Below are 20,890 nucleotides of genomic sequence, written 5' to 3'. Positions count from 1 at the left end.
ATCACCTGTGCCGCACATACCACAGGGCATCACGGCACCAAGGCAACCCGATGGATCCGGCCATCCTCGCCTGCGAAACGTGCCATCGATAGAGGACGAGTTGAAATGGTGCGTGCCCGTGGCAATGCCATGGGGAAAACGCCGGTGCGGGGGCTACGGAGCGTGCCATACACGCTACGCTCGGCGTTACCTGCCGGAGGGGAAGAACGTGGCGGAGGACATGAGCCGACAGAACCAGGCGCGCCTGACACTGCTGGAGCGGGAGAGCGAACTCGGCGCGGTGGACGAGGCGTTGACGGACCTGTGCGGTACGCGTCCCGAGGAGCACTGCGGAACACGCACCGGAGGTGTGATCGCCTTCGCGGGGCCGGGCGGCGTCGGCAAGACCGCGGTGCTCGCGGAGATGCGGCGCCGGGCGGTCGCCCGTGGTTGCACCGTACTGTCCGCGCGCGGCGGCGAACACGAACAGGGCGCGGCCTTCCATGTGGTGCGGCAGCTCTTCCAGCCCGTGCTGGCGGCCACCGGCGAGGAGGAGCACCGCCGGATCCTGGGCGGCTGGTACGACATCGTGGCGCCCGCGGTCGGTCTGGTGGTCTCCGAGGGCGGTGGCGCACCCGATCCGCAGGGCGTCCGCGACGGCCTCGACTGGCTGGTCACCCGCTTCGCGGTGGAATACGCCCCGGTCGTGCTGATCCTGGACGACGTCCACTGGGCCGACACCGAATCCCTGGACTGGCTCACCCGGTTCGCGCCGCGCGCCGTGGACCTGCCCCTGCTGCTCGCCGTCGGCTACCGCCCGGAGGACCTGTCCGCCGAAGCCGCCGGAGTCCGCGGTCTCACCGAGCGCCAGGGCTCACGGCCGCATGTGCTGGTGCCGCTCACCCCGAGCGGAGTCGGCAGGATCGTTCGCGATGTCCTCGGCGAGGAGGCCGACGACTCCTTCTGCCGCGAATGCTGGGCGATGACCGGTGGCAACCCGTTCGAAGTCATCGAGCTCACCGCCAAGATCCGCGACCGTGATCTGAAACCGCAGTCGGAGAATCTGCCCGCGCTGCGTGAACTGGTCTCCTCGGCCAAGGACAGCGGGCTCAACGACCGGCTGACCCGGCTCGGCACCGCCGCCGTACGCCTCGCCTGGGCCGTGGCCGTCCTCGGGATCGAGGCCACCCCCGGCCTGAGCGCCAGTGTCGCCGGGCTCAGCGAGACCGAGGCCGCCGATGTGGTGGGGCGGCTCGTCGACGCCCGTATCCTCGCCCCGCCGCGCGGCGGTCCGGGGAAGCAGCCCCTGGAATACCTCCACCCGCTCATCGCCACCGCCATCTACCAGGCGATCCCCGGCGCGCTGCGGGTGGCCATGCATGGCGAGGCCGCATCCGTCGTCCTCGGCGCCGGACTGGGATCCACCGCCGCCGGCCGCCATCTGCTGGAGATGCACCCCGAGAGCGACCCGTGGGTGGTGCGCCATCTGCGGACCGCGGCCCGTGAGTATCTGCGCGCCGGAGCGCCCGACGCCGGGCGGCGCTGCCTGGCCAGGGCGCTGCGGGAGCCGCCCGCCCCCGAGGAGCGCGCCGCCGTCCTCTACGAACTGGGCTGCTCCGCCCAGCTCACCGAGCCCTCCGTCACCGTCAACCATCTGCGGGCCGCGCTGGAGGAACCCGCGCTCGACACGGATCTGCGCGAGGCCATCACCTGCCGGCTGGCCCAGGCGTACGGCCACAGCGGCCGCATGGAGGAGGCCGCGCAGGTCGTCGCCGCGGAGGCCGGGCGGGCCACCAGCGCCCGCACCCGGCTGCGGATGCAGACCGAACAGTTCATGTGGAACATGTTCCGCGCGGACGAGAAGGAGTCGCCCGCCCGCTCCCGCAGACTCGCCCGGCTGGCCGACCACCTCACCGGCCGCGGTATGGCCGAGCGCTATCTGCTCGGACTGCGCGCCTGGGACGCGATGACCCGCGGCGAACCCGCCACCACCGCCCTGTACTACGCCGAGGAGGCCCTCGGCGACGGCCTCAGCTGGACCGATGAGGACTGGGGCTTCGAGGTCCCCATCCTGGTCGCGCTGATCTTCCTCCACTGCGACCAGCCGGGACGCGCGGAGGACCTGTTCAACAAGGGCATCGCGGAATGCGAGCGCAAGGGCTGGCGCGGCTCCCACCTGGCGTTCGGCATCACCCTCCTCGGCTACGCCCGCTACCGCCGCGGCGCGCTGAACGAGGCGGAGGAACTGGCCCGCGAGGGGATGCGGATCGCCGATCTGGTCGGCTCCTCGACACCCGCCCACTGGACCGCCGTCGGCACTCTCATCGAAACCCTGATCTGCCGCGGCCGGGTCCAGGAGGCGCAGGAGTTCGCGGCCGGACACGGCGGGGAGATCCTGCCGCAGGCCGTGCTCTGCCCCGATGTGCCCGCCGTCCGCGGTGAACTGCTGCTCGCCGCCAATATGCACCGCGAGGCCCGGCACCAGCTCACCGAGGTCGGCCGCCGGATGGATGGGCGCGGGATGCGCAACCCCGCCTGGTGCCCCTGGCAGCTGCACCTCTCCCAGGCCCTGGCGCTCACCGAACCGCGGGAGGCGGCCGAGGTCGCCGACGACGCGGTGCGCCGCGCCCGCCAGTTCGGCACCCACTCCGCCATCGGACGCGCCCTGCACACCGCGGCGGGGGTGGCCCACGGATCGGAGCGGATCAAACTGCTGGCCGAGGCCGTCGGCCATCTCGAGCGCTCACCGTCCGCCTACGACCTGGCCGTGGCGCTGGTCGACCACGGCGCCGCGCTGCGCCGTATCGGCCTGCCCCAGGAAGCGGGCGATCGGCTCTACCGCGGTCTGGAGGGCGCGGTCCAGTGCGGAGCGGAGGCGCTGGCCACCCGCGCCCGCGACGAGCTGTCCGCGGCGGGGCTGCGCCCCATGCAGCTCCGCGTCGACCACACCAGCCCGCTCACCTCCCAGGAGCAGGCCGTCGCCGAGCGGGCCGCCCAGGGCTGGACGGACGAGCGGATCTGTGAGGAGACGGGGCTGAACGACCGCGATGTGGCCCGGTTACTCTCCGGTGTCTACCGCAAGGTCGGCACCGACCGTACCGGGCTGGCCAAGCTCCTGGGCCTCGCCGCTGACCGGCCTCCGGCGCAGTGATCCGACCACTGACGGCCCGGCCGGGCCGGACCACCTGCGGTCACCGCGGCCGTGATCCGGCCCCCTGGCGGCTCCGCCCCGGTTCCGGCCACCGGGCCGCGCCGGGTCCGCGGTTGCCCCGTAGGCCGCGGGGGCGGTGATCCGACCGCTGTTCGCACCGCTGCCGGTCGGCACGGCCCGGCCGGGTCCGAGGACCGGTAGCGGCATCGGGCCCCGGTCCGGCGGGTGGTGGCCCCGCCGCTGCCCCGGGCCGGGTCGCTGGGCCGCGCCGGGTCCGCGGTTGCGCCGTAGGCCGCGGGGGCGGTGATCTGATCACTGTCCGCACCGCTGCCGGTCGGCAGGCCACCCGCAGGCTGTCCGCCGCCGGGCCGCGGGCCGACGCGGGCCGCCGCCCCCTGGCGGTCGGTTCGGCCGCCGGGCTGCACCCGGCCATCGATGGGCCCGCGGCCGTGCCCGGCCGCACGCGGCGGCTTCGGCCCGCAGGCCGGGGCTTGGGTGTCGTCGTCGCGGGGCTCCGGGACCGCTCAGCGGCCCCGAGGAGCTCCCGCGGGCGACGGGCCGCGCATCCGATTCGTAACTTCCCCGGCAGGGGGGACGTCGAGCGGGCACGTACCATATCCGCATGTCCTTCCTCCGCCGCCGCAGCGCCGCCACGCCCACCGGGCCGGACTTCGATGTCCTCGCCATGGATCCGGGGGACTGGCCCGGCGATCTCGGGGCGGGGCTGCTGCCCGCGCCGGACGGCAGCTGCCAGGGCGTCTTCCTCCGCTACGACCTGTTCGGCGGCCGCGGCCCGGCGATGATCATCGGCAATCTGCCCGAGGGCTCCCCGGCCCGCGAGGTCGAAGAGGGCCAGGTCCCCTTCGAGGTGACCCAGCTGCTCGCCGCCCTCGAGAACGAGGAGCCGGTGCATGTGGTCGACATCGAGGACAGCCCGGTGATGCACGAGGACAACCTGCTCATCGTGCGCCGGATCAAGGTCTCCGAGGGCCGGATCTCCTGTGCCCAGTTCGACCGCGACGACGGTGTGCTGGTCACCATCGCCAGCTGGGACCGCCCCATCACCGACGACCTCTACCGGCTGCTCAAGCCGCTGCCCGCGGAGATGTTCCAGCAGCGCTGACGAGACTGGCGCCGAGGGCGGACCTTGGCAGGCCCGGCACGGGGCGCCAGCCGCGTCTGACGCCCCGTCGGTCACACTTTCGGTCTCACTTCCCCGAACGGCGGACCGTGACATCGGCGGCGCGGACGAAGGCCACCCGGTGCCCGAACTGGATCTGGTAGTAGATGTCCTGACCGCGCACCACCTGGTGGCCCGCCGGATCGAAGGTGGTCGCCCACAGATACTCGCCCGGTGTCCTCAGCCCCAGCGGATACGACTGCCCGGCGAGCAGCTTGTACGGCAGTGGGGAAACCGCCTGCACCGGCACTCCCTCCGGATACGCCTCCTGCTCCGGATAGGCCCGGCCGTACACCGGAACCTCCGTGGCCCCCGCCCGGGGCGTGACGACCAGACCCTTGGCGTGCACCGCGGTGGGCTGTGGCTTGGGGTTGTGGAACCACGCCACCTGGCCCAGGTACCAGATCGCCGTCCAGTCGCCCTCCCGCCCGGCGACCGCGAACTGCTGGCCGGTGGTGGCGCGGGCGCCGGTGTCATTGACGCCCGTTGTGGAGTCGGAGCCGTCCGGACGCAGCCCGATGTCCTTGACCAGCGGCGCGTCATCGCTGGGCGCGGTGTGCAGCCGCACCGCGGAGGAACCGTGCGGGGCGCAGGGCTGCCCCGCCTTGTCACAGCCGGTGTACACCGGCTGATGGGTGTCGTAGTCCGGGCGGATGGTCACCAGCCCGCCCCAGGCACCCGCGGTGTGCCGGAAGGGCGCGCCGAGCAGGGTGAAGTAGTGGGCCCAGTCCCAGTAGGGGCCCGGGTCGGTGTGCATGCCCTTGATGGTGGCGGTGGTGGTCCCCGGGACATTGTCATGGCCCAGGATGTGCTGGCGGTCCAGCGGGATGTCGAACCGTCGCGCCAGATAGCGCACCAGACGGGCCGACGCGCGGTACATCGCCTCCGTGTACCAGGCGTCGGGGGCGGTCAGGAAGCCCTCGTGTTCCAGCCCGATCGACTTGGCGTTGACGTACCAGTTGCCCGCGTGCCAGGCGACGTCCTTGAGCGGCACATGCTGGGCGATATGGCCGTCGGAGGAGCGCAGGGTGTACTGCCAGGAGACATAGGTGGGGTCCTGGACCAGCTTGATGGTGGTGTCCCAGGGGCCCTCGGTGTCATGGATGACGATGTAGTCGATGCGCTGGGACTCGGGCCGGTTGCCCAGGTCGTGGTTGCCGTAGTCGTTGTCCCCGAACTGCTCGTACGGCGCCGGGATCCACTCGCAGGACACGTTCTTGGGCGCTTCGACCTGCGGATCGCGGGCGGGCGAGGGAAGCCCGAGGGTGCGCAACTGCCGTCTGTCGGGGGAGACTTCGGGGTGCGCGTCGAGTGCCACCCGCTCACCGTCGCCGGTCGTCCGCGTCGTACCGCCGCGGATCACCTCGTACACCTCGTCGGCGAAGGCTGCCGCCGCCGCGGTGTGGTCCGCGCCCGGGTACGCCGCCACCGCCGCGTACCAGTCGGCCGGGTCCTCACTCAGCGGCAGCCCGAGCCGTCTCTGTTCGGCGGCCAACAGGGCGGCGCCACCCCGTACATTGGCCGTGGCGTCGGTGCGCAGAGCCTCCGCGGACAGTCCGGTCAGCTTCGCCGCCCGGCCCAACGTGCGCAGCCGTGCGGGGAGTTGGCGCGGCTCGGGCACGGTGGTGCGGGGGACCCGCAACGGACGGGCGAGATCACCGCGCGCGTCCTCGGTGCCCGCACTGTGGTGCGGGGTACGGGCCAGCGCGGTGTGCGCGTCGGTGAGATGCATCGGGCCATAGCCACCGGTGACACTGGGCGCCCCGCCGTGGCCGTCCCAACGCGACTGGAGATACGCCACACCCAGCAGCACGCTCAGCGGAACGCCGTGCTCTTCGGCCGCCGCCGCGAAGGCCCGCTGGAGGCTGTCGCCGCCCCTCGGCCGCGGCTGATCGGCACGGGCGGCCGGGGTGGCGGAGACGAGGGGAAGCAGAAAGGCGGCGGACGCGGTGGCACCCGCGGCCCGTACGGTGGTTCGCCGGCTGGGGCCGGACGCCGGTCTGTTCGAGTCGTGGGCGCTGTCCTGTGCGGATCCTGGCATAGCAGCCTCCTCAAGGCGGGCCGAGCACGAGCCGGGCCACTCAGAGGTATCCGCTGCCAAGCCATCCGTCAATCAGATGCGCCCAGACGGGTGTTCGCACGTCAGCCGCCTGCGGCGCGTCACCGGTCCAGACCGGTGACGCGCCTCTAGGGCCCGTCGTCACAGGGGCCGTCCTGCTCCCGACGCCTGGCACGGCGCCCCCAGCTACCGCTGAGAGGTGCCCCCGGCCGCGTTGTCGAAAGGAGCCCGAGTACGCCCAGTACGAGGGCGATCCTCCGCCTTGCGAGCTACCGCAGACGCCGCTCGCGGCCGGACGCCCCCTGTGACGACGGACCCTGGCTCACCGCGTACCGACCGCGGCCCGTACCGCTCGCCGGGCCAGCGCACAGTCGTCGTGCAGCCGGCGCAGCAGCAGCCGCTGCTCCTCGCCCGCCGGGATCGCGCCGGGCGCCACGGGGGTGGGGTCGTGCATGGTGCGCTGCACGGCGGTCTCGTACTGGCGGATCTCCCGGGTCAGCACCAGCATCAGATTCACCAGGAAGGAGTCCCGCGCGGCCGGGCCGGCCGCCTGGGCCAGCTGGCTGATCTGCCGTCGGGCCACCGGGGCGTCGCCCAGCACCGTCCACAGCGTGGCCAGGTCATAGCCGGGCAGATACCAGCCCGCGTGGTCCCAGTCGAGCAGCACCGCGCCCGAGGGGGACAGCAGGACGTTGTTCAACAGGGCGTCGCCGTGGCAGAACTGTCCCTGCGCCTGCCGCCCGGGGGCGTGCGAAAGTCCCAGCAGCAGCTTCTGGAGGTCGCCCATGTCCCGGTCGGTCAGCAGCCCCAGCTCGTGGTAGCGCGACAGCCGGGCCGCGTAGTCGAGCGGGGCGTCGAACAGGTCCGCGGGCGGCCGCCATTGATTGATCCGGCAGATGGCGCTCAGCGCGGCCCGGATGTCGGCGCGCTGCGGCGGCTCCATGGGGTGGCGCTGCGAGGCGGCGACGCGACCGGGCATCCGCTCGATGACCAGTGCGCAGTTGTCCGGGTCGGCGGCGATCAGCCGGGGCACCCGTACGGGCGGCCGCTGGCGCACGAACGCCCGGTACATCGCTATCTCCCGGCGGAACCGCTCGGCCCACGCCGGGGAGTGGTCCAGCAGGCACTTGGCGACCGCGGTGGTGCGGCCGGTGGTGCCGACCAGGAGCACGCTCCGTCCGCTGCGCCGCAGCACCTGCACCGGATTGAACTCCGGACAGATGCGATGGACCGATGCGATCGCGGTGCGCAGCTGCGCACCCTGAGGACCGGACACGTCGAGTCTCCCGCGGGGCGGCACGTGGCCGAGGGCGGCGGACCGCCGGGCGCGGCCGCTGTGGGAGGGATCGAGGTACGGCCCAGTGCCGGGCAGCTGCCGCCGGTACGGCCGGGGTGGGACGGACACGGAGGACGATGCTGCGTACATGGGCGAGACAGATCCCTTCGTGTGCCGACGAATGCGTACGCTCCCGGCCCCGTGACGGGGCCGCACCCTGGGGAATGCGGTCGATTTCGCTCGAGCCGCCACCGGGCCGGGTAACGCGCTTCTACATCACACCCGCGCGCGGGTGGCACACCATCTGGCGGACCCTGGCGAACCCTGGCGAATAGTCGCACGGCCCGTGATGGGACCGTTACTGTCGAGCCAGCCGAGGAACCTGGGGGCTTGACGTGACGAGGGAACCCAACACCCGTCTTGCGGACCTGTTCGGCCTCGCCGGCTGGTCCAAGGGCGAGCTCGCGAGGCTCGTGAACCGGCGGGCGGCGGCCATGGGCCATCCGCAGCTGGCGACCGACACCTCGCGGGTGCGGCGTTGGATCGACACCGGCGAGACGCCGCGCGATCCCGTGCCCAAGGTGCTGGCGGCCCTGTTCACCGAGCGTCTCGGTCGTGTCGTGACCATCGAGGACCTCGGGTTCGGACGAGGGGGGCGGACGGGAAAGGGACAGTCCGCCGATGGGCTGTTCTGGCCCCCCGAGTCCACGGCCGCGGTCCTCACCGAATTCACGGGAATGGACCTTATGTTCAACCGACGCGGCTTGGTGGGTGCGGGCGCCGCGCTCGCCGCGGGATCCGCCATCACCGGTGCCATGAGCGACTGGCTGCTCTCCGACCCCACCCTCGCTTCCGACGCCCCCCGTACCGACCAGCCCCTGTCCGCCGAGCCGGCGGGCTTCGACCGCTATGAAGCCGCCCCCGTGGGCTCCCAGGAGATCGACGCGCTGGAGACCTCGGTGGAGGTCTTCCGCGCCTGGGACGCGGCGCGTGGTGGCGGACTCCAGCGCAAGGCCGTGGTGGGCCAGCTCAACGAGGTGGGCGGCATGCTCGCCTATCACCACCACCCCGAGCACCTCCAGCGCAGACTGTGGGGGGTGGCGGCCAATCTGGCCGTGCTGGCCGGCTGGATGTCCCATGACGTGGGCCTCGAACCCACCGCCCAGAAGTACTTCGTGATGGCGGCGCACGCGGCCCGGGAGGGCGGCGACCGCCCGCGCGCCAGTGAGGCGCTGTCCCGGGCCGCCCGTCAGATGGTGCACATCGGCCGCCCGCAGGACGCCCTGGAGCTGATGCAGCTGGCCAAGTCCGGTGCGGGCGACCGGGCGTTGCCCCGGACCCGCGCCATGTTCTGCACCATCGAGGCGTGGGCGCAGGCGTCGATGGGGCACGGCCAGGCGGTGCGCCGCACCCTGGGCGAGGCGGAGGAGCTGTTTGTCTCCGACCGGGACCGCGGGCCGTCGCCGAGCTGGATGCAGCTGTTCAACGAGGCGGATATGCACGGGATGCAGGGGCTGGTCTACCGCACCCTCGCCGAGCACGACCCCTCGGTCGCCTCGCTCTCCCAGCGCCATGCCAAGGAGGCGCTGCGGATGCGGGAGGGCGGCCGTCAGCGGTCGCAGATCTTCGACCACATCTCCATCGCCTCGGCCTGCTTCATCGGTGACGACCCGGCACAGGGCGACCGCCACGCACGGCAGGCGCTGGACACCATCGAGCAGAACTCCTCGCACCGCACCTGGGACCGGCTGCGCGAGATGTACGGGCTCACCGCCCCGTACGCCTCCTCCCGGCCGATCCGGGAGCTGCGGGAGGAGATCCAGCAGGCGCTGCCCAAGAGCATCGCCACCAAGGGAGCGAAGGGGGCGGGTCCTGGAGTGAAAGGGGCGGGCGGCACGGCCAGGAGCGCGGCGGTCTAGCGACCGCCGCGGCACCGCCCTGGAGGAGCAACGCCCTTCGCACCACGCGGAGTTGATTGCTAGGAGCCGACTTTGGCGATCAGTACGCAGGCGTCGCCCTCACGGCGCTCATCGCCGAATGCCTCGACGACTGTCCGTACGCAGTCCTGTGCGCCGCGGGCGGCGGCGAACCGTGGCGCGAGGGCGAGCAGCCGCTCGGTGGCGTCCTCGGCGTCCTGGGCGAGGCCGCCGGTGTGCAGCAGCAGGAGGTCGCCGGGGACCAGCCGTTCTTCGGCCTGGGCGTACGCGGCGCCGGTGGTGGCACCGAGCAGCACTCCGCCCGGCGGCGTCAGCGCGCGCCCCCTCCCGCCGCGGAAGAGCAGCGGGGCGGGGTGCGCGGCCTGCGCCCACACCAGGGTGCGGGTGCGCGGGTCGTACCGGCCGCAGACGGCACTGCCCAGCGCCGGCTGCGAGGAGACCCCGAGCAGCTGGTTGAGCCGCCCCATGAGCGGTCCCGGCTCGATTCCGGCGACCGCCATACCGCGGACGGCGCCGAGCAGCATCGCCATCCCCGAGGTCGCGGCGACCCCGTGGCCGGTGAGGTCACCGACGCTCAGCAGGGTCCGGCCGTCGGGCAGTTCGAGCGCGTCGTACCAGTCACCGCCGATCCGCGCGCTGGTCTCGGAGGGGAGGTAGTGCGCGGCCAAGTCGAGGCCGGGGTCCTGGGCCGGTGTCCCCGGGGCGGCGCTGTCCGGGAGGCGCAGTGAACCGCGCCAGGGCGGCAGCACGGCCTCCTGGAGCTCGACCGCCAGCCGGTGCTCGGTGCGGGCCGCGTACCGCTGGCGCTGGAGCGAGTCCTGGCTCTCGCGCACCGCCCGCTGGCTGCGGCGCAGTTCGCTGACGTCCCGGAGCACGGCCCACATGGACGCGGTGCTGCCGTCGGCGTCGAAGACGGGCTCGCCCGCCATATGGATGGTACGGACCGCGCCGTCCGCGCGCACCACGCGGAACTCCCCGTCGATCGGCTTTCCGTCCACCAGACAGTCCGTGACCATCGCGGTCAGCGCCTGCTGGTCCTCGGAGAAGACCCAGGAGGGCAGCTCGTCGAGGGTGAGTCCGCCGTCCTCGGGGGTGCGGCCGAAGATCCGGCACAGCTCGTCGGACCAGATCACCTCGTCGGTGAGCAGATTCCACTCGGCGCTGCCGACCCGGCTGAGCAGCGAACCGCGCGCGGCGGAGGTGACGGCCGGCTCCGCGGCGGCCTCGCCCGAGGCCCCGGTGCCGCTCTCCCCGGTGCGGGGCTCGGGTACGGTCCGCGCCCCGGGCTCCTCCGGCTGGTCCGCGGGCAGCCCCTCGCGCAGCTGGCCCAGATGCTGGCCGAGGTCGTCCAGATGGTGGACGGCGAGATCGCACAGCGCGCGCTGCCAGCGCAGCTGCGGGTCGTGGTCCCCGTCCAGATCGGCCGCGGTGTCTCTGCGGACGGCGTCGACCCTTCCACGGAGTCGCTCGGTCTGCGAGATGAGGGCCTCGACCGTGCCGCGCCGGGGCGGCTGGACTGAGGGCTGGTCCGCGGAGCGGGGGGGCGGCATGACGTTCTCCGATACGGGCGCGGCGCGGCCGGATTCATGGGGCTGGACCGGTTACGACTGTTGCACAGGCTGCGACGTACCGTAAGCGGTTTGGCAATACCCGATCCGGTGGTGCTTCTGGCATATGCCAGCGGCTGTCCTGGGATATTTCGCCCGCATCCGCCGGAGGAATTGGTTCCGGTAGGCTGCTGCGCTCGGGAATCCCTACAGTTCGGGCCTCCAGCAGGCATACCGCACCCGGACTCCGGCAAGAATGGCGGACGACGGAAATCCCGTTGCCAGCGAACCTCCCGCACCGGATGCTGACCTCATGTTCGATCCAGACATAGCGCCCAGCGGCACCCTGCTCGGCCTCCTTCAGAGAGGCCGCGGCGACGGGACCCTGCACGCCCTCGCGGCGCCGCGGGCCGAGGCGCTCGCGGCACTGCACCACTGCGTGCTGCGCGACCCCCGCCGTGACTGGCAGGTCGAGAACCGCTCCCTCTACTACGCCCGGCTCTGTCTCGACCTCGACGCCGACCTCGACGCGATCGAACAGCATCTCTTCCACCCCGACGACCTGCTCGACACCGACGAGCAGCGCACCGGGCTGGCCCTGGCCGTCCTCGGCCACCTCGCCTCCTACGACCGGCTCGACGCCCTGCGGCTGCTGCGCCGCTACGCCGCGGCCGGATCCAATTGGGAATGGGCCCTGGACGAGCTGGCCCTGCGCGACGACGACACCGGGCTGCGCGCCCTCGCCCCTGGGATCCTCGCCCGCTTCCCCGAGACCCCCGACGGCGACGCCGAACTGGCCGCCGCCATGCGCGGCGCCTATGAACCCCGGCCCTGGCGGCTGTGGGCCGACGACCCGCGGTACGGACAGCGGGTGCGCGCCGCGCAGGAGCGGGGCTCCTTCGACCGCTGGCAGCGCCAGCTGCGGCCCACGGGCCCGCGCCCCGGCTGGAGCGTCCATGACGTCCTCCGCTGGGCCCAGCAGGAACACGACCTGCGACCGAGCGCCCGTACCCCGGACGCGGCGGCCCGAATCCTCATCGCCGTCGCCGGTCCCGAGGACCGGCCCGAGCTGCTCGCCGCCGCCGCCTCCGCCCCGGACGCGGCCCGCGCGACGGCCCTGCGGCACCTCGCGGAGACCGGCGATCCCGAGGTGCTGGACCTGATCGAACTCGCCGTGACCGAGCCGGACGCCACCGAGCTGGTCTCCCAGGCGGCCCTCTCCGCCTTCGAGCGGATGCGCAGCATCACCGCCCTCGACCGCGCCCGCGTCTGGGCCCACCGCCCCGACGCCCTCGGCGACGCCGCCGCCGCGATGCTCGCCTGCCGCGGCGGCCAGTACGACGCCCCCCTCGTCCTCTCCGCCCTCCGCCGCACGGTTCGCGGCGACGGCCCCGACGCCCAGGCCCTGTGGACCCTCGTCGACGGCGCCGGACGCCTGGCGATCACCTGTGCCGCGCCCGTACTGCGCCACATCTACCGCGAAACCGCCTCGTCCCACCTCCGCGGCCGCGCCGCGCGGGCCCTCGCCGCCACCGATCCGTCATTCGCCGCGGGCTTCGCCGTCGAATGCCTCTGGGACTGCGAGGAGAGCACCCGCGAAGTCGCCGCCCACCACGCCGCCACCGCCGACGCCCGCGTCGTGGAGCAACTCCGCCGCCTGGCCACCGACCCCGCGGAGGAGGCGGACGTGCAAACCGCCGTCCGCAGCCGCATCGGCCCCGACGCGGCCGGCGTCTGACCGACGCCTGGGGCCTGCCCGCCCCGGACCCACCTCGCCCGCCGTCGTCGGCTCCGGCGTCACCTGGCGCGATCCCGGCGGGCCCTCCGGCTCGGACGTATGTCGGGCCGGGCAGGCAACCTCGTCGGCGGGCCGTGCGTCTTTCCTTGCGTCGTCACCATGTGTGCCCTCGCGATCCGCACATGTCATCTGCCCCGCCCCGGGAATCCGCGCACCGCGCGGCTCGGTTTCGGGTGGGTTCGTCCGGTGATGGCGGGGCATGACCGGGGCCACCGACCCCTTCCGCGGGCCCCGAGGGCCAACGCTCATGGGACGTTCCACGGCAGGAAACGTGCTCGATGCCAGGGCCACCCTTCGTACGCCGACAACACCGGTATGCGAGTCGCCATCGTCACCGAATCCTTCCCGCCCGACATCAACGGCGTCGCTCATTGCACGCTCCAGACCGCCGACCACCTCCACCGGCTCGGTCACGAGCCGATGGTCATCGCCCCCGCCGGTCCGCCCGGAGGGCAACCCGCCGTCTCCGGTGACGAGCCACCGGAGAGCCAGGGGGAGCTCGACCGGTCGCATCCGTACCCCGTCGTCCGTATCCCGTCCCTCCCGCTGCCCGGCTATCCGCAGGTGCGTGTCGCGCTCCCCAGCCGCCGCCTCGCCGCCGCGATCACCTCCCACGGCAGTGACCTCGTCCACCTCGCCAGCCCCTTCGTGCTCGGGGCGCGGGGGATGACGGCCGCGCTGCGGCTGCGGATACCCGCCGTCGCCGTCTACCAGACCGATCTGGGCGGTTACGCCCGTACCTACCTCGGAGCGGGGGAGAACGCGGCCTGGCGGCGGATCCGCGCGGTGCACACCGCGGCCGACCGGACCCTCGCCCCCTCCACCGCCGCCGCCCGCGACCTCGAGGAGCACGGGGTGCCGCGGATCCGGCTGTGGCCGCGCGGGGTGGACACCGAGCGGTTCCACCCGTCCCGCCGCGACCACGAGCTGCGCCGTGCCCTCGCGCCCGGCGGTGAGCTGATCGTCGGCTACGTCGGGCGTCTCGCCCCGGAGAAGAACGTCGAACTGCTCGCCCCGCTCTGCTCCCTCCCCGGTGTGCGGGTGGTCGTGGTCGGGGACGGGCCGAGCGAGCCCGCGCTGCGGGCCGCGATGCCCCAAGCCCGCTTCCTCGGCCGCCGCACCGGCGAGGAACTGGCCCGCGTCTTCGCGTCGCTGGACGTCTTCGCCCACACCGGACCTCAGGAGACCTTCTGCCAGACCGTGCAGGAGGCGCAGGCCAGCGGTGTCGCGGTGGTCGCGCCCGCCGCGGGCGGCCCGCTCGACCTCGTCGACCACGGACGGACCGGACTGCTGGTGCCGCCCGGCGACGCCACCGAGGTGCGGGACGCCGTCTCGCTGCTCGCGGCCGACGCCCGGCTGCGCGCCTCGCTCGGACGTACCGCCCGGGCCGCGGTCGAGGGCCGCACCTGGGGAGCCATCGTCGACCAGCTGGTCGACCACTACGCCGAGGTCCTGATGACCCGTACGGCGGTGGCGGCATGACCAGCGACCAGATCCAGCCCCGGACCCAGCGCCCGCTGCGCATCGTCCGGCTCGCCAACTTCGTCACCCCCGCCTCCGGCGGCCTCCGCACCGCGCTGCGCGAGTTGGGCGCGGGCTACCGGACCGCCGGTCATGAACCGGTGCTGGTGGTGCCGGGCGAGCGCGCCTCCGACGAAGAGACCCGCCAGGGACGGGTGATCACCCTCCCCGGGCCGTGCGTCCCCGGCACCGGCGGCTATCGCGTCCTCACCGACCGGCGGCGGCTGAGCGCCCTGCTGGAGTCGCTCGCCCCCGACCGGCTGGAGGTCTCCGACCGCACCACGCTGCGCTGGACGGGGGAGTGGGCGCGGCGCACCCGCGTTCCCGCCGTGATGGTCTCCCACGAGAGCGCGGACGCCGTGCTGCGCACCTGGGGTGTGCCGGAGGCGTTCGCCCAGGGCGCCGCCGACCGGCTCAACCGGCGGACCGCACGGGCGTATTCGCGGATCGTCTGTACGACGGAGTGGGCGGCGCGCGAATTTGTACGGATCGGCGCGCGGAATGTCGTACGCGCTCCCTTGGGTGTTGACCTGGAGCACTTCCACCCAGCCCACCATGACGCACGGCTGCGCGACCGCCACCGGGGCGATGCCGCGGTGCTGCTCCTGCTGGCCTCGCGCCTGTCACCGGAGAAGCGTCCGGGCCGCGCCCTCGACGCACTCGCCGAACTCCGGCGGCGCGGGATCCCGGCGGCGCTCGTGGTCGCGGGCGACGGTCCGCTCCGCGGACGGCTGGAGGCCCGCGCCCGTACCGAAGGGCTTCCGGCGTCCTTCCTCGGCCATGTCGCGGACCGTGCCGACCTCGCCGCGCTCCAGGCCAGCGCGGACGTCGTCCTGGCGCCTGGCCCGGCGGAGACCTTCGGACTGGCCGCGCTGGAGGCGCTGGCATGCGGTTCGCCCGTGGTGGTCAGTGAGCTCTCCGCGCTCCCGGCCATCGTCGGAGCGGCGGGTGAGACGGCGGCCGACAGAGGACCGGCGTTCGCGGACGCGGTGGAACGGATCCTGGACCGCCCGGAGCCGCTGCGCCGCGCCACGGCGCGGGCGCGGGCCGAGCGTTACGGCTGGCCCGCCGCGGTCGCCTCCTTCCTGGCCGCCCACGACGCACCGCTCGACGCCGCCCCGGTGGGGGAGGGCGAGCCGACGGCCGGCGTTTCGGCGCACCACCAGGTGTCCGACGGTGTCGCGTGCGACGGCGCCCCGGACCCGGCCGCGTCCCATCCGGACGCGCCCCGGCGCGGATACGGCCCGATGGCGCACTGCCCCACGGCCAACCGGCCCGCCCACAAGGCCATGGGCGGTGTGCGGTGAGCGCGGCCCGCGCCGCGCGGCGGCCGGACACCGGAGGGCCGACCGCCCCACCGGCCGCGCCCGTGACCGCCCCGACCACCCCGAAGCCCGTGTCGGCCCGCGCGGTCGCCACCGCGAGTACCCGGGCCCAGGCGACCGCACCCGTCCCCGACAACGAGCCCGGGACGGGCCCGGCCACCGTACGGCGTACGCCAACGCCTGCCGCCATGTCCGCGGCCCCCGCACTCGCCTCCGACGCGGCCCTCGCTCCCGGCGCCGGGTCCGCCTCGGCCGCGGAGTCCGGGACGGGGCCGGACGCCGCATGTGTGGCGGGTGCCGTGCCACCGGCGGTGTCCGCCGGGGACACCGCCGCCCGCGGGCCCGTGCGGTTCGCCGCGCTCGGGGATTCGCTGAGCGAGGGGCTCGGGGATCCGGCGGCCGGGGGCGGGTGGCGCGGGTGGGCCGCGTTGCTGGCGGCGGCGGCCGGGCCGCGGGGCGGGGCCGAGGTGGAGCTGGTCAATGTGTCCCGCAGTGGCGCGCTGGCCGCCGATGTCGCCGAGGAGCAGCTGCCCGCCGCCCGCCGGGCCCGTCCGCATCTGGCGTCCGTCGTGGTCGGCGGCAATGACACACTGCGCGACTCCTTCGACATCCACCGCGTGGCCCAGGCCCTCGACCGCACGATCGGCGCCCTCCGCGCGGACGGCGCCGTGGTGCTCACCGCCTGTCTGCCCGACCCGGGGCGGATGCTCGGGCTGCCGTCCGCGCTCGCCCGTCCGCTGGGGCGCCGGATGGGTGCCGTGAACACGGTGGTCCGTGCCCTGTCCGCGCGGTACGAGACGGTCCATGTGGAGCTGGGGGAGCACTCCTGGGTGACGGACCGGCGGGCGTGGAGCGTGGACCGGCTGCATCCCAGCGAGCTCGGCCACCGGCTGCTGGCCCGGGAGTTCCACACCGCGCTCACCGCCCGCGGCATCGCCATGGGCGAGCCGCCGTCGCTCGTCCTCGACGGCCCCGCCCCCTCGGCCGCCGCGGCCGCGTGGTGGATGGCGACTCGCGGCACGCGCTGGGTCGCGGACCGCTGCACCGATCTGCTGCCCGGACTGCTCGCCCTCGCGGCACTGGAGTGGCGGCATCGGCTGATGGGCACCGGACATCTCCTCGACAGCCGGGACGAACAGGCGGCCCTCGCCGCGCTCGCCGCCCTGGGCGGCGAACTGCGCCACACCGCGGTGAGCACCGCACCCGGCACCGCGTCCAGCACCGCACCCGTCTCCGCGTCCGGCACCGCGTCCAGCGCCGCACCGGCGCCCGGCCAACCCCTCCCCACCCCACCCCACGCTGCGACAATGGCAGGATGACGGGTCGCTGGGAGTTCTGGATCGACCGTGGCGGGACCTTTACGGACGTCGTCGGCAAACGCCCCGACGGCCGTCTGGTCACCCGCAAACTCCTGTCCCACCACCCCGAGCGCCACCAGGACGCCGCCGTCGCCGGAATCCGGCAGACCCTCGGGCTCACGGCCGGGGAGCCGGTCCCGGCCGACCGGATCGCCGTCGTCAAGATGGGCACCACGGTCGCCACCAACGCCCTGCTGGAGCGCACCGGCGAGCCGACGGTCCTCGTGGTCACCGAGGGGTTCCGGGACGCGCTGCGGATCGCGTACCAGAACCGCCCGCGGCTGTTCGACCGCCGGATCGTCCTGCCAGAGGCGCTCTACGACCGGGTGATCGAGATCCCCGAGCGGGTGGACGCCCACGGCGGCGTCGTACGGCCGCTCGACCTCGCCGCCGCCACCGAGGGCTTGCGCATCGCGTACCGCGACGGCTTCCGCAGCGCCGCCGTGGTGCTGCTGCACGGCTACCGCCACACCGCACACGAACAGGCGCTGGCCACCGCCGCCCGGGAGCTGGGTTTCACCCAGATCAGCTGCTCCCATGAGGTCAGCCCGCTGATGAAGCTGGTGTCGCGCGGCGACACCACCGTGGTCGACGCGTATCTCTCGCCGATCCTGCGCCGCTATGTCGAGGACGTGGCCACCGAACTGCGCGGAATCCGGCTGATGTTCATGCAGTCCAACGGCGGGCTGCGGGAGGCCGCGCACTTCCGTGGCAAGGACGCGGTGCTGTCCGGGCCCGCGGGCGGTGTGGTGGGGATGGCGCGATCGTCCGAGGAGGCCGGTCACGACCGGGTCATCGGCTTCGACATGGGCGGCACCTCGACCGATGTGTCGCACTACGCGGGCGAGTTCGAGCGGGTCTTCGGCACCGAGGTGGCCGGGGTACGGATGCGGGCACCCATGATGAACATCCACACCGTGGCGGCGGGCGGCGGTTCGGTGCTGCACTTCGACGGACGGCGCTACCGGGTGGGGCCGGACTCGGCCGGTGCCGTCCCCGGTCCCGCCTGCTACCGCCGCGGCGGCCCGCTGACCGTGACCGACGCCAATGTGATGCTGGGCCGGGTGCAGCCGGACCACTTCCCGGCGGTGTTCGGCCCGCACGCCGACCAGCCGCTGGACGCGGACACCGTCCGCGAGCGGTTCGCCCGGCTGGCCGAGGAGATCGCCGAGGCCACCGGCGACCGGCGCGGCCCGGAGGAAGTGGCGGCGGGTTTCCTGGACATCGCGGTCCTCAACATGGCCAACGCGGTCAAGAAGATCTCCGTACAGCGCGGCCACGACGTCACCCGCTACGCGCTCACCAGCTTCGGCGGCGCGGGCGGTCAGCACGCCTGCGCGGTGGCCGACGCGCTGGGCATCGGCACGGTGATCGTGCCGCCGCTGGCGGGTGTGCTCTCCGCGTACGGCATCGGGGTCGCGGATGCCACCGCCATGCGGGAACACGCCGTCGAGGCCGAGCTGTCCGAGGAATCGCTGCTACGGGTGCGCGAGCTGTGCACCCGGCTCGCCGAGCGGACCCGCGCCGAACTGCTCGCCGACGGTGTCCCGGAGGAGACCGTGACCACCGAGGCCCGGGTCCATCTGCGCTACGCGGGCACCGACTCCACGCTCCCCGTCCCTCTGGACACCATCCCGGTGATGGCTGGGGAGTTCGTCCGCGCCCACCGCACCCGCTACGCCTTCACCATGGACAAGCCACTGGTGGCCGAGGCGGTGTCGGTGGAGGCGACCGGCGCGGCCGGGCCCACCGGTGGCCATGCGGTGGAACAGCCGCCCCGGGAGGGCGAGGTGGCGCCCGTCGCCACCGTGCGGATGTTCACCGGGGGCAGCTGGCAGCGGACGGCGCTGTACGAACGCGCCCGGATGCGCCCGTCGGACCATGTCACCGGACCCGCGGTCATCGCCGAGGACGACGCCACCACCGTGGTCGACCCCGGCTGGCAGGCGGCCGTGGGCGAACGCGGCCATCTGCTGCTCACCCGGGTCCGGCCCCGTCCACGCACGGTGGCCGTGGGCACTGAGGTGGATCCGGTGATGCTGGAGGTGTTCAACAGCCTCTTCATGGCCATCGCCGAACAGATGGGTCTGCGCCTGGAGAACACCGCCCACTCCGTCAACATCAAGGAGCGGCTCGACTTCTCCTGTGCCCTGTTCGACGACGAGGGCAATCTCATCGCCAACGCCCCCCATATCCCGGTGCACCTGGGCTCCATGGGCGAGTCCATCAAGGAGGTGCTGCGCCGTAACGGGGACACGATGCGGCCGGGAGATGTGTACGCCATCAACGACCCGTACCACGGTGGCACCCATCTGCCGGACGTCACGGTGGTCACCCCGGTCTTCGACGAGGCGGGCACCGGTCTGCTCTTCCTCGTCGCCTCGCGCGGACACCACGCCGAGATCGGTGGGATCACCCCCGGCTCCATGCCCGCGTTCAGCCGGACCATCGAGGAGGAGGGGGTCCTCTTCGACAACTGGCTGCTGGTGCGCGACGGTGTGCTGCGCGAGCGGGAGACTCGTGAACTGCTGACCGGGGGGCCGTATCCGTCGCGCGCCCCGGACGCCAACCTCGCCGATCTGCGCGCCCAGATCGCCGCCAACGAGAAGGGCATCCAGGAACTGCGCCGGATGATCGGCCAGTTCGGCCTGGACGTGGTGCACGCCTACATGGGCCACGTCCAGGACAACGCGGAGGAGTCCGTCCGCCGGGTCGTCTCCGCCCTCGGCGACGGTGCGTACCGCTACGAGACAGACGGCGGCGCCGTCATCCGGGTCACCGTGACCGTGGACCGCGCGGCCCGGGGCGCCGTCCTGGACTTCACCGGCACCTCACCGCAGCGGCAGGGCAACGACAACGCGCCCAGCTCGGTGGTGATGGCCGCGGTGCTCTATGTGTTCCGCACCCTGGTGGCCGAGGACATCCCGCTCAACAGTGGCTGTCTCAAACCCCTCGACGTCCGGATCCCGGAGGGCTGCATGCTGGCGCCGGTCCATCCGGCCGCCACCGTCGCGGGCAATGTGGAGACCTCACAGGCCGTCACCGGAGCGCTCTACGCGGCCCTCGGGGTGCAGGCGGAGGGCTCGGGCACGATGAACAACGTGACCTTCGGCAATGACCGCGTCCAGTACTACGAGACCGTGGCCAGCGGCTCCGGCGCGGGCGACGGCTTCGACGGCGCGGACGCGGTGCAGACCCATATGACCAACTCCCGGCTGACCGACCCCGAAGTGCTGGAGTGGCGCTATCCGGTGCGGGTGGAGAGCTTCGGGATCCGCACCGGCAGCGGCGGCCGCGGCCGGTGGCGCGGCGGCCACGGCGTCACCCGCCGCCTCCGCTTCCTGGAGCCCATGACGGTGGCCCTGCTCACCGGCCACCGCCGGGTGGCCCCGTACGGGATGGCGGGCGGTGAGCCGGGCGGGCTCGGCGCCAATCTGATCGAGCGTGCGGACGGCTCCACCGAGCACCTCGACGGACGTGACACCGCGGACGTCGGCACCGGCGACATCCTCGTCGTCCGCACCCCGGGCGGCGGCGGATACGGGCCCCCGGTGGAGTGACGCCGCCTGGGGACGACGGTCGGTGGCGGATGCCGGAGTGGGCGCACGGGGGACCGCGAGAAGGTGGCGGCGCTGATCGCGGCCGGGCCGTCCGGCTGCCGGCGGAACCGCGCGACTGAGGTATCGCCCGAAGAATTGCCCGAAGAACTGCGTGACCGAGGGGTTGCGGTAGCGGGCGCCGTGAGTAGGTTGATTCCCC

Annotated in this window: 11 protein-coding genes; 8 read left to right on the top strand and 3 right to left on the bottom strand. The window is 73.5% G+C overall.

The features are described 5' to 3' along the window. Positions 1-220: 220 nt before the first annotated feature. Positions 221-3,130 (top strand): ATP-binding protein, encoded by a 2,910-nt coding sequence (locus tag AC4BEG_RS03840; protein ID WP_490704495.1) that lies wholly within the window; start codon positions 221-223, stop codon positions 3,128-3,130. Positions 3,131-3,752: 622 nt separating this feature from the next. Next, positions 3,753-4,253, top strand: a complete 501-nt coding sequence (locus AC4BEG_RS03835; protein ID WP_490704494.1) for a hypothetical protein — start codon at positions 3,753-3,755, stop codon at positions 4,251-4,253. A gap of 85 nt (positions 4,254-4,338) precedes the next feature. Here the strand turns inward: AC4BEG_RS03835 and AC4BEG_RS03830 are convergent, their stop codons facing one another. Continuing rightward, positions 4,339-6,351, bottom strand: coding sequence for an N-acetylmuramoyl-L-alanine amidase (locus tag AC4BEG_RS03830; protein ID WP_490704493.1), 2,013 nt, complete (start codon positions 6,349-6,351; stop codon positions 4,339-4,341). 340 nt (positions 6,352-6,691) lie between these two features. Continuing rightward, on the bottom strand, positions 6,692-7,795 hold the full coding sequence (locus AC4BEG_RS03825; RefSeq protein WP_490704492.1) for an aminoglycoside phosphotransferase family protein: 1,104 nt from the start codon (positions 7,793-7,795) through the stop codon (positions 6,692-6,694). Positions 7,796-8,040: 245 nt separating this feature from the next. On the opposite strand from AC4BEG_RS03825, the gene AC4BEG_RS03820 reads away from it, so the two are divergent. Beyond that, positions 8,041-9,564, top strand: a complete 1,524-nt coding sequence (locus tag AC4BEG_RS03820) for a DNA-binding protein NsdB (RefSeq protein WP_490704491.1) — start codon at positions 8,041-8,043, stop codon at positions 9,562-9,564. A gap of 59 nt (positions 9,565-9,623) precedes the next feature. Here the strand turns inward: AC4BEG_RS03820 and AC4BEG_RS03815 are convergent, their stop codons facing one another. After that, a complete protein-coding gene (locus AC4BEG_RS03815; RefSeq protein WP_490704490.1) occupies positions 9,624-11,132 on the bottom strand; it encodes a PP2C family protein-serine/threonine phosphatase in 1,509 nt (502 codons plus the stop codon). A 310-nt stretch (positions 11,133-11,442) separates the two neighbouring features. Between AC4BEG_RS03815 and AC4BEG_RS03810 the strand changes: the two genes are divergently transcribed. The 5 genes from AC4BEG_RS03810 to AC4BEG_RS03790 all read left to right on the top strand — a co-directional run bounded on the left by AC4BEG_RS03810 (position 11,443) and on the right by AC4BEG_RS03790 (position 20,691). Beyond that, positions 11,443-12,867 carry a HEAT repeat domain-containing protein gene (locus tag AC4BEG_RS03810; RefSeq protein ID WP_490704489.1) on the top strand — a complete coding sequence of 475 codons (1,425 nt, stop codon included), beginning with the start codon at positions 11,443-11,445 and terminating at the stop codon, positions 12,865-12,867. A 375-nt stretch (positions 12,868-13,242) separates the two neighbouring features. Further along, complete coding sequence (locus AC4BEG_RS03805; RefSeq protein WP_490704488.1) at positions 13,243-14,409, top strand: glycosyltransferase family 4 protein; 1,167 nt, start codon at positions 13,243-13,245, stop codon at positions 14,407-14,409. Next, on the top strand, positions 14,406-15,755 hold the full coding sequence (locus AC4BEG_RS03800) for a glycosyltransferase (RefSeq protein WP_490704487.1): 1,350 nt from the start codon (positions 14,406-14,408) through the stop codon (positions 15,753-15,755). Before AC4BEG_RS03805 ends, AC4BEG_RS03800 begins: the two co-directional genes overlap by 4 nt. Before the next feature lie 362 nt (positions 15,756-16,117). Beyond that, positions 16,118-17,092 carry an SGNH/GDSL hydrolase family protein gene (locus AC4BEG_RS03795; protein ID WP_490706971.1) on the top strand — a complete coding sequence of 325 codons (975 nt, stop codon included), beginning with the start codon at positions 16,118-16,120 and terminating at the stop codon, positions 17,090-17,092. Further along, complete coding sequence (locus AC4BEG_RS03790) at positions 17,089-20,691, top strand: hydantoinase B/oxoprolinase family protein (RefSeq protein WP_490704486.1); 3,603 nt, start codon at positions 17,089-17,091, stop codon at positions 20,689-20,691. Before AC4BEG_RS03795 ends, AC4BEG_RS03790 begins: the two co-directional genes overlap by 4 nt. Positions 20,692-20,890: the final 199 nt, after the last annotated feature.

It is taken from the genome of Streptomyces sp. JLBJ103, assembly GCF_058215575.1.
This window is presented reverse-complemented; position numbering and strand designations above follow the sequence as displayed.

What these genes read in the sequence shown, in the direction of transcription:
- AC4BEG_RS03805 (WP_490704488.1), top strand. Translation starts at nt 13,243, where the DNA reads ATGCGAGTCGCCATCGTCACCGAATCCTTCCCGCCCGACATCAACGGC.
- AC4BEG_RS03835 (WP_490704494.1), top strand. Translation starts at nt 3,753, where the DNA reads ATGTCCTTCCTCCGCCGCCGCAGCGCCGCCACGCCCACCGGGCCGGAC.
- AC4BEG_RS03810 (WP_490704489.1), top strand. Translation starts at nt 11,443, where the DNA reads ATGTTCGATCCAGACATAGCGCCCAGCGGCACCCTGCTCGGCCTCCTT.
- AC4BEG_RS03840 (WP_490704495.1), top strand. Translation starts at nt 221, where the DNA reads ATGAGCCGACAGAACCAGGCGCGCCTGACACTGCTGGAGCGGGAGAGC.
- AC4BEG_RS03790 (WP_490704486.1), top strand. Translation starts at nt 17,089, where the DNA reads ATGACGGGTCGCTGGGAGTTCTGGATCGACCGTGGCGGGACCTTTACG.
- AC4BEG_RS03800 (WP_490704487.1), top strand. Translation starts at nt 14,406, where the DNA reads ATGACCAGCGACCAGATCCAGCCCCGGACCCAGCGCCCGCTGCGCATC.
- AC4BEG_RS03825 (WP_490704492.1), bottom strand. Translation starts at nt 7,795, where the DNA reads ATGTACGCAGCATCGTCCTCCGTGTCCGTCCCACCCCGGCCGTACCGG.
- AC4BEG_RS03830 (WP_490704493.1), bottom strand. Translation starts at nt 6,351, where the DNA reads ATGCCAGGATCCGCACAGGACAGCGCCCACGACTCGAACAGACCGGCG.
- AC4BEG_RS03815 (WP_490704490.1), bottom strand. Translation starts at nt 11,132, where the DNA reads ATGCCGCCCCCCCGCTCCGCGGACCAGCCCTCAGTCCAGCCGCCCCGG.